At 44.9% G+C, this 9,664-nt stretch carries 2 protein-coding genes and 1 pseudogene; all 3 read right to left on the bottom strand.

Features of this window, described 5'->3' with window-relative positions; translation table 11 throughout:
* Positions 1-3,757, bottom strand: a 3,757-nt coding sequence (locus tag IH597_02400; protein MBE0661293.1) for a S8 family serine peptidase, incomplete at its 3' end; no start/stop codon positions are given.
* A 165-nt stretch (positions 3,758-3,922) separates the two neighbouring features.
* Positions 3,923-8,452 (bottom strand): T9SS type A sorting domain-containing protein, encoded by a 4,530-nt coding sequence (locus tag IH597_02395; GenBank protein MBE0661292.1) that lies wholly within the window; start codon positions 8,450-8,452, stop codon positions 3,923-3,925.
* Positions 8,453-8,891: 439 nt separating this feature from the next.
* Positions 8,892-9,358 (bottom strand): annotated as a pseudogene (gene tnpA / locus IH597_02390) (IS200/IS605 family transposase).
* Between the last annotated feature and the right edge of the window lie 306 nt (positions 9,359-9,664).

The raw sequence follows: 9,664 nt of genomic DNA, 5'->3' as shown, positions 1-9,664 counted from the left end.
AAGCGCGGTTTTCAAATGCGCTGAAAATATAGACAGGATTGGTTTCAACTTCCACGCCACTTTCGGTCCAGTTTACAAAATGATAGCCTGTGGCTGGTATTGCACTCACGTTCACCAGTTCGCCATGTTCGTAATCGCCACTTCCTGTTACCGAACCGAAGGCTGGATCGTTGGGCAAAGCCGTAATGGTGTAGGTATTGATCGCGAAATTGGCCTCTACGATAAGATTTGATATTGCGTTGAAAGTATAAATTGGTTCTATTGAAACTTCAATTCCACCTTGCGTCCAATTGATAAAATGATAACCCACGGTAGGTGTTGCTGTTAAAGTGACCATTTCTCCCTGTTCATATATTCCTCCACCGCTTACTGATCCAAAAGCCGGATTATTGGGGCTCGCTGCGATAATATATATCATATTGGTAATAAAACGGTACGGACCAACCCATTCACTTGTTGAGGGTGCATCTTCACTGCATACTGACTGCACATAGAAATCGTAGGTGGTTCCAGGCTGAAGATCTGTTATTGTATATGGTTTTTCAGTTATTCCGTTGATTTTGCTTCCGTAGCTAGGACTATATCCCATTAAACCCCATTCAATATTCCATTCGCTTTCATTACCACCGGGAGTCCAGTCAACTTCAGCACTGTAGGCACCGATGTTGATGGCAATCAATGAGGTAGGAGGGAGGCAAGGCATAGGCGGTTCGAAAAAAACTGTAATTGTCCAAGAATTATTGTCTACTTTGTTGTAAGTAGTGCTACAGCCTGATCCACCCCATGTTCGTCCGGCATGCAATTCAAATAAAACATTTCCTCCAATTGTTACACCATTAGCAATATTCAAACCTGTCCGGTTATAGGCTTGCGAACCGCTAGAACTGCCAGTACCCGAAAAGACTACTAGCTCTGAAGTTCCACCAGGTGAAACACAACGTAATTGTGAACGTTGTTCTGATTTCCAACCGTTATTCTGGCCGGTCATTTGGTAGCTCACATCCACGCTTGTGATCATGGCACCCGATGGAATATTCACCGAAAGTGTTCCCGGACAGGTTGATGACTGAGCTGTGGTTTGAAAACCAAAATCAGTTGGAATGTCACCTTGTGTATAAGTCGCGCTTGAGGATGTGGAAGCTGGCCCAATTGTAATATAGTCTGCCTTGGTTTCGGTATAAATGCCATCAACAACCAGGCTGACGGTTTTATTGCCTTCTGTGTTATAAATCACAGCATGAGGACCAACACCAGTTGCATTTGCTGGATTGGCGCCTTCGCCAAATGACCATTGCCAGGAAGTAAAATTTCCTCCACCAGATGCATTTGTGAAGGTAACAGTTTCGCCAATGTAAGTACTTAGAGGATCAGCATTAAAGTCAGCATATGGAGAACCTATTGTATTTCCAGCGATTTGAATATCATCCACATCCCAGTAATAACCCCAGGTGCCTGTATAATTCCATTTGATCCTTACCGCTGCTTGCCCGGCCAGTGCCGGAATCATTTGTATGAATGTTGCAGGGTTTACAGTGGATGCGGTCCAGCTTTGTACTGTCGTCCAGGTTGTTCCGTTGTTGATGCTATAGGCCAGTGTAGCTGTTGAACCTGTGTATTCCCTGAAATAGTGTACGAATGAGATAGTTATATTCGTATAGGCCGACAAGTCAAGGAGGGGAGAAAGCAGATCAGAATTTTGAGAATTTCCTGAACCAAAACCGTCGCTGTCGAGATAGGCATAATTTCCTGTTGTGCCTGTCAGGCCGCTTTCATGAATGCCGACTTGCCAACCCTGTCCGTTACCCTCGTTGTCAATAACATCCCAGCAAATGGGTAGAGTTGATGAAGTGTTAAAGTCTTCCAACAGGGGCAGTGTTGAAACTGTTCCGCAAAATGTTGCAGCATTTGCCTCTCTTCCCGCTGAATAGCTGTTGGAAGCATTATATGAGAATGCTTTGTAGTAATAGTAGGTAGCATCTTCAAGACCGGTATGGTAAAAAGTAGTGTTCGAACCGCGATAAAGAACCGTTCCGCCTCCTGGCAAACCAGCGCCGGAATTATAGACTACTCCTTCGGTGGGTGTCCCGAAAACCCCGTCAGGAGACCAGGCCAGCATTACACTGTTGTTATCCTGGTTTTTTTCCCATGAAAGGTTTATCTGGCTGGTGCTAACAGCGGTTGCGCCTAGACTGGCCGGGTTCAGGACACCTGTGGCTAAATCTTGTAAAGCAAGTAGCGCCAGGTTCGCATTAAGCCGCCCGGAACCAAGTTGATTCAGATAACTTGGGTTCTGCGGATAATGGTTGTCAACATTGTCCACAAGTAAATCCCAGAGATCCGCGTTGCTTAACGGAACATTGTTACGCAGAGCATTTGAAAGCAACAATGCCGCTACTCCAGAAACATGCGGACATGCCATCGAAGTTCCCTGATAATAATCATATCCATTACCAGTAACGCTGCTGAGCACTCCACGAGCTGAAACCGTGTTTGTTTCGCCTCCGGGTGCACTGATATCAACCCAGGAACCGTAATTTGAATACCAACCTTTTTTATCCTGGTTGTTCATACCTGCAACTGCAAGCGTACCTGAGTAATATCCGGGGTAATAATTGGCAGATGAATTGCTGTTTCCTGCTGCAAAAATTGTAATGCCGCCGTTCATGGCGCTGCCTCCGCCATTAATGTTAAAGTAGTCTATGGCATCAAGTGTGCTTTGATTATAATAACCTGCAGAAGTGTATCCCCAACTGTTTTGTGAGATAGAAGCGCCATTGTCGGCCGCATACACAGGTGCGAGGTGAAAACCACCACTTGATGAGGATGAAAAGACCTGGCAACTCATAAGCCTTACTCCATCTCCGCTGCCTGAACCGCCTGCAACTCCTGCAACCCCAATACTGTTATTGTTTACGGCTGCTACGGTTCCAGCCACATGGGTCCCGTGATCATGAGGTTCAATAATGGTGCTGCCTGCAACAAAATTGTATCCATAATGCCCTGAACCATTTTGCCACATATTAGCAGCAAGATCGGGATGGTTATATTGTATGCCTCCATCAACAATTGCAATAATAACATCACTCAGGCCTTTCTCAATCTCCCAGGCTTCAGGGAGGTCAATGTCGGCATCGGGAGTTCCGCTTTGCTGGCCGGTATTGTGATAATGCCATTGGTTTGAATACTGTGGATCATTGGGTGTCCAGTCGGTGAAGTCCCTGCTGCCGGCTCCAATCTCCTGTTTTTCTGAACCAACATTTCCAATGAGCATTTTGCGGTATTCTGGTTCGGCTAATTCAACTTCTTCCAGATTCTGGTAAGCTTTTACAAGTGCAATAATATCGGTTCCGGAATCAAATTCAAGTTGGTACCACAGATGAAAACCCCAGGCTTTGTGCTTCGGAGTAAACGAATTGTTCAAAGCCTGATGAAGGAAGTGCTGCTTTATATTTCTGATTTTTGCTGCATTACTGAGCTCATCCAGCGCTATGATATTAAAACGGACGGTGCCATCTTCGAGCATCCTCGCGGGTTGTTGTTCAAGCTGATCGGTAAATTGCGAACCAAGCTTAATAAGAAGAATTCCAGGTTCATACGCATCTGAATTAACTTGTAATAAATCAATAGGAGGCCGTTCGCCTCTCAGCACTGAAAAGTCGTTGATTTGAGCGCTCAGGTGTCCGGGAAGCAACATACAAATCATTAGTCCTGCGCAAAATAATCGGCGCAGTGTTTTTTTGGCACAAGTGATTTTCATAGGTTCTGAAGTTGAGGATTGGATGGAATTAACTATAAGGTATTATCGGCTTTTTAAGGATAGGTAACATGAATTTCGGCAGAAGGTTTAGCGATCTGTTTAAAAATGCCAAAAATAGCAAGCTTATGTAAAAATGTTTTAAGTGATAACCCAAACTTGCAGAGATCACTGCTTTATTATTTTCTGAAAACCTGTCTCCCTGCCACGGATCAAACGAATAGTATATACACCGGATGGTAAACCTGAAAGATTAAGATCGTATTGCACTGTGCCTGGATATGACTTGCGATATAGCATTTCTCCCATGATACTGTATGCTTCAATTATAATTTCCTTTGGCAAGGCTGCGTCAGTAATCTGTAATGTGATAAAGCCGGTGGTTGGATTTGGATAAGCCGTAAAGAATGACTTCAGAACAGCTGCCTCAGCAATTTTATCTTTTGTTTCGGCGACCTCATCTGCAATAAGCAAGCTGGATGTTTGCAGGCAGTAATCACTGGCAATATGCGCCCGGAAGTAAGCGCCTTCCTCCACTACAATTCCAGGGTTCAGCAAAATATTTGTTCCAGCAATCAGTTCAATGTTTCCACCGCTTTGAACCGTAAGACTATTAACAGTGATGGTTTGTGTGGCATTGTAACAACCTACCTCCCCGGTTCCAATAATAATGTTCTCAATGCTCAGGTTTCCAGGAACAACTGGCGTTGATCCCTGGATGAGAATATCATCAAGCCCCCAGCCATCAATATTGAAACTATTGGTTCCGTGAGCACGGAACCGTACCTGGAACTGTTTACCTTCCATTCCTTCAAGCGCCTGGTTGAGCCTTGAATATTCCTGTGTTGTATTGCCAAGACCAGTATTTAAGAATTCCTCAAGCAAAATCCACTCAGTTGAGCACACCGATTTATACTCCACTGCCATACCTTCAAGGGTTGAACTTCCATAATTATCATGTAACAGTAAAAAGTTCAACTTAATTTCAGCCATTCCGGTAGCATCAATCAGCGGACTGGTAAGTGAATGTGAGTAATCTGTCAGTGTTGGAGACCAGCCAAAGAATGCATTGGGAGGTCCGCTTTGAGATGATGGCGGTGGATAGGAACTTCCAATACCCCAGTTACCCTGGCCTTCAGGATAGGACCAGCAAGCGGTTGTAGTGGTTGAGAATGTTTCTTCAAACGGAAGGCTGAATGCGGAACATAGCGTGGTAAAACTGACAGGCCCGCTCCAGGCACTGGAAAGTTCATCTTCGCAATTTGATCTTACATAGAAGTCGTAGCTTGACAATGGGCCTAAATCCGCAAGTTGATAATTGGTTGCAGTAAGGTTTTCTACCAGTATTCCTGTGGTTTCAGGGTCAAATCCTGTTGTTCCCCAGATCAGATCCCAGGATACGGCACCACCACCGGAAGACCAGTTGGCCATAGCCGAATTGGTTGAAATCAAGGTAGTATGCAAGTTGAAAGGGGAGGGGCAGGCCGCCGAAGAGGGTGGAAGTTTGATATTGTCAATCCAGGCACAGTCTTCCCCACTTGAAACTGAGCCATCTTTCATGTATTCCCATTTAAAAGTTTGTGTGCCGGCATTTACGGGATAAGAAACCTCGCTCCAGGCAACATCTCCCGACCATTGCCCAACAACCATATTGTTGATATAGAATTTCAGGAAATCATAGTTAGATTCTGAGGAGATTTTGCGATAAAATGAAATATTATCGCTGGCAGCTACATCATACTCAAGGATAAGTTGAGAGGACTGGTTATCGGAAATAGTACCCGATTTTGCCGAGTACGTTCCTTCGTAAGGGTTCACATTAGTAATTATCCAGGGCTGATTACCGCCAGAAGACCAGTTAAATTGCGAGAAATCACCGCTTTCAAAATCTTCAATGATCAAGCCTACTACTAGTGAAAAATCACGATTCGCACTATGAGAACCGGCACTGACATCAAGGTTAAGCGCTACTTGTGATGCAGCAGGAGCATTGGGATCAATACTCACAGAAAATTCAACATTAGTACTTTGCCCGGCATCCAGGGCCGCAATATTCAGTGAATTTGTATTGAAGGTGATGTAAGGGTTTCCGGATGATAGCAAGGCAAACAGGTTCAGCGCCTGACTATGTCCTGAATTACTCACATTGAAAACTAGATTCAGGGTTTCACCCGGATCAGCCTGTCCATTGTTGTTGCCTGCAGCATCATCAAGGGTTATGCTTGCTGCAATAGTAAATTCCGGTGCATTCACAGTGATTTGCAGCATCACCGTCCAGTTTTCTGAACCATCGGTCATCTGGAGTTCAAACTCCGCCATGTGCTGGTCGGGAGCATTATCAGCGACAGAAAAACTATAGGCATCATTTAATGTGCTGGTTGCTCCGCTGGCGATCTCACCAAAGTTGCGTGTTGCGTTACTGGTAAGAGTCACATAAGGATCAGAACCGGAAAGTGTTGCCAGAATTTCCTCCGACGGATCGGTCCCAACATTTTTGAGCGTAACATTCAAACTGAATTCCTCATTGTAATCAGCCATTCCATTGTTATTGCCATCTTCATCGTTGATGGTATAAGAATTAAGCGTGATGTAAGCACCGGCAAGCGCTGCGGCAGGAACCTGCTGCATGTATGGAATGTATTGGGGTTTTGTGACCACAATATCCACTGTACCATTCGTTAAAACCGGCTGGATCGGAACCAGAACTACGCCTGACGGCCCAACCAATGCAGCGCCATGCAATACCCCATCTTTTGAAATGGCAACATAGGAACCAGGTAAAGCAGTAACTTCGTATGTATCATGACCGATTGGCAAAATAGCCATATGGCTCACCACATTCGTGCTGCCTTCTGTATGATATACCACCAGCGATGGGTCGCCAAGCACATTGTATGCCTGCCAATAGTACAACGGACTGGAATGACTGGGATAGCCCTGAATATGAACCTCTGTGACGGCCAGGTTGCCAACCATCACAATCCCTCCGGTTGAAACGTAATCGCTCACAAAAGGGCCATCATAAGCGCCCCAGGTGGTTTCCTGGAAAGTTGGAACATAGCCGTTGTTGGTTCCTTGGATCGGAAAAGCGCCCACCGACCAATAAAAATCTTCGAACCAGTAAGAACTCGGCGACGAACCGATATACGCCACCGATCCTTTGTTGGCAGCGCGCTGCCAGGTTTCGCCAATACATTCGTTGGTTCCGAAATCAGCCGCCAGGCAGCAGTTTCCAACTGCAAGCGGGTATTTTCCTGTGTTAGTAAATGCATTTACGTTGCTTTGCGAAAGGTAAGGATCACCCCAGGATGTTTCGCCGCAATGGGCTGTATAATTGATAAAACCTACGGCGATTTTGGCGGCGTCATAACAGCCAGTGTAAGGTGAGGTCAGATAGGTGTAAACGTCGGTATAACCATGCACAGCGTTGAAGTAATTATTGGTTCCATAATTAATGGTTGCTTGTCCGACCCTGGGGTTCCAGGTCGCGTCAGCACCTGCAATCAGTGTGGTTTTATTGAGATAAGCGGGATCTGAAAACTGGTATTTTTCATAATAAATCGTCTTTGCAATCTGGGCCTGCAACTGTGTAGAGTTGGTAGCAGAAAACCTGCCGTAATACAATTCGGGGAAATAATCGCCATCTACGCTGGCATAATATAAATCTGTCATTTTCCCGGATGAAGAACCAGTAATAGCAGGAATTTGCGGCGAATCACCCACAATCAGCAGGAAACTGGGAGCCGGATCGGAAGGCGTGCCTGCATTATACTGGCCATGAACCCACGATTGGATAGCCGTGTATGAAGTGCCGATCACATCGGTATAACCCACGGTGACCTCAAATCCTTTCATGGTTTTCCATTCAATGAAAGGCTGCAAATCGGATTCAAACATGCGGGGCGATACAATCAGGTACTTTACCGGGTATTTGGTGAGATCGGGATGAGAGGGATAATCTTTTGAGGGGTCGTTGAGCAAACTGTTGCGCACCACCTCAAAGTAAGGAGAAAAGGTGGAGGCTTTCATGTAGTCCGTCAATTCATAATCTGCATTGGAATAACTGATTTCAACTTCAATATCGTTGAAAACCCTGATAATGCCCTTCACTGGGTTATAACTCACGGGCGCCACCGTTAGCCTTGCTATACGCATGCCTCTCATTACACCCAATATCTCAACGGAGGCAATTTCATGGGCTATGAAAGCATCCTTCTCATAAATTTCTGTTTTGAACTCAAAAGGTAATTCATCCACATTTTGATCCTTGCGAACCGAGGGCTGCACAGGCATCAGTAAGTTCTCAATTCCATAATTGCTGAGCTTATATTCGTTTACAGAGTATCCCAACACTTTGACTGAAACTTCGGCACCAAAGGGTATCTCGATTAGATCCTTTGAAGCAGGTAATTTTGGAGTGCCCAGTTCACCAATCCAAAATGCATCGGGCATAAAAATTTCGTTAAACATTCCCTCTTCTGACTTTATGTTGAATGAACCTATGCCGGGATAGGAATATGCAATCTTTAAGCGCTGCATATTGTCGCTGCTAATGTTTTTAACGCTGCCGCTGCGGCCGAGCTCAATGGCAAAATCCTGTGCTGAAAGCTGAAGCATTGCGAACAGGGTCATTGCAAGCAAGAGGCTAGCTTTTCCCCGGATGATTCTACTCAGGAAATGATAATTATTGATTTTCATAAAATTTGAGTTAAGGATGAGGATAATGGATTGGAAACAGGCGCAAATGTAAGAAAAGCATTCAAGAAAATAACATGGGTGAGATACGCCTTGGTGGTATATTATTGCTCGGTTTGATACCATGCTTTCGGCGCTACGCGCCTAAGCGGAATATCAGGTTTGTTCTATACTATATTTTCGGCGCTATGCACCTTGGTGGGATGTCATGATTTGGATGTTACCATACTGGCAGCGCTACGCGCCTGGGTGGGATATTTTTGTGTGGTACGTTACTTTACTATCGGCGCTAGGCGCTTTAACAGAATATACGGTTGGTTCTATACTATACTGCAGGCGCGTTGCGCTTTATCGGAATGCCTTTGTTATAGGCGCATAGCGCTGGAATTATGGTAAATCCTGCGATGCTGAAAGAAAGCAGGAGCATAGCGCTGACAGCTCTCTAATCATAAAAATCGAATAAATATTTGGGATCATGCGCTATCTCAAAATCCTCAAGAATCCTTATATACTCATTACGGAAAGAGTTTATAGCTCTTTGATGATGTTCTTCCTGTGTTGTAATGTAGTAGATTACATTGTTACGCTGGGATCGTGAGTATGAGAAACCACCATAACCTCTTTGCCAGGAAAACTTACCCATGATCATAACTGATCGTTGAGCCACTTTGATGAGTTGGATTTCACAAGTTCCATCGTTTTGGATAATGAGATGTCTGGCTTCATCTCAAAAAATATATGCACATGATCTTGCCAGCCATTTACTGCCAAAGGATAAACACCGGTGTTACGCAAAATCCCTGAGATGTATGGGAACAATCGCTCTCTGACAGGTTTAGTCAGGAGATTTTGACGGCCTTGCACAGCAAATACTGCGTGGATGTTGATTTGGGTGTAAACGTTCGCCATATTGAAAATGGTTTTATGTTGCTGCTTAATCGTTTTAAAATGATTAGTCAAAGGACTACAAATTTAGGTTTTTTGCTTTACTGTCGGTGCGATGCGCCTTGGTAGAATATCTTGATTTGTATGTTACCAATAGTGCCGGCGCTACGCGCCTTAAGGGATGTCTTTGCTTAGTTCGTTACCATACTACCGGCGCTACGCGCCTTGGCGGGATGTCTATGCTTGGTTCGTTACGATACTGGTGGCGCTACGTGCCTGGGTGGGATGTCTTTGTTTGGTTCGTTACTTTGCTGCCGGCGCTACGCGTCT

The organism is Bacteroidales bacterium (assembly GCA_014860575.1).
Lineage (GTDB): Bacteria > Bacteroidota > Bacteroidia > Bacteroidales > JAAYJT01 > JAAYJT01.
This window is presented reverse-complemented; position numbering and strand designations above follow the sequence as displayed.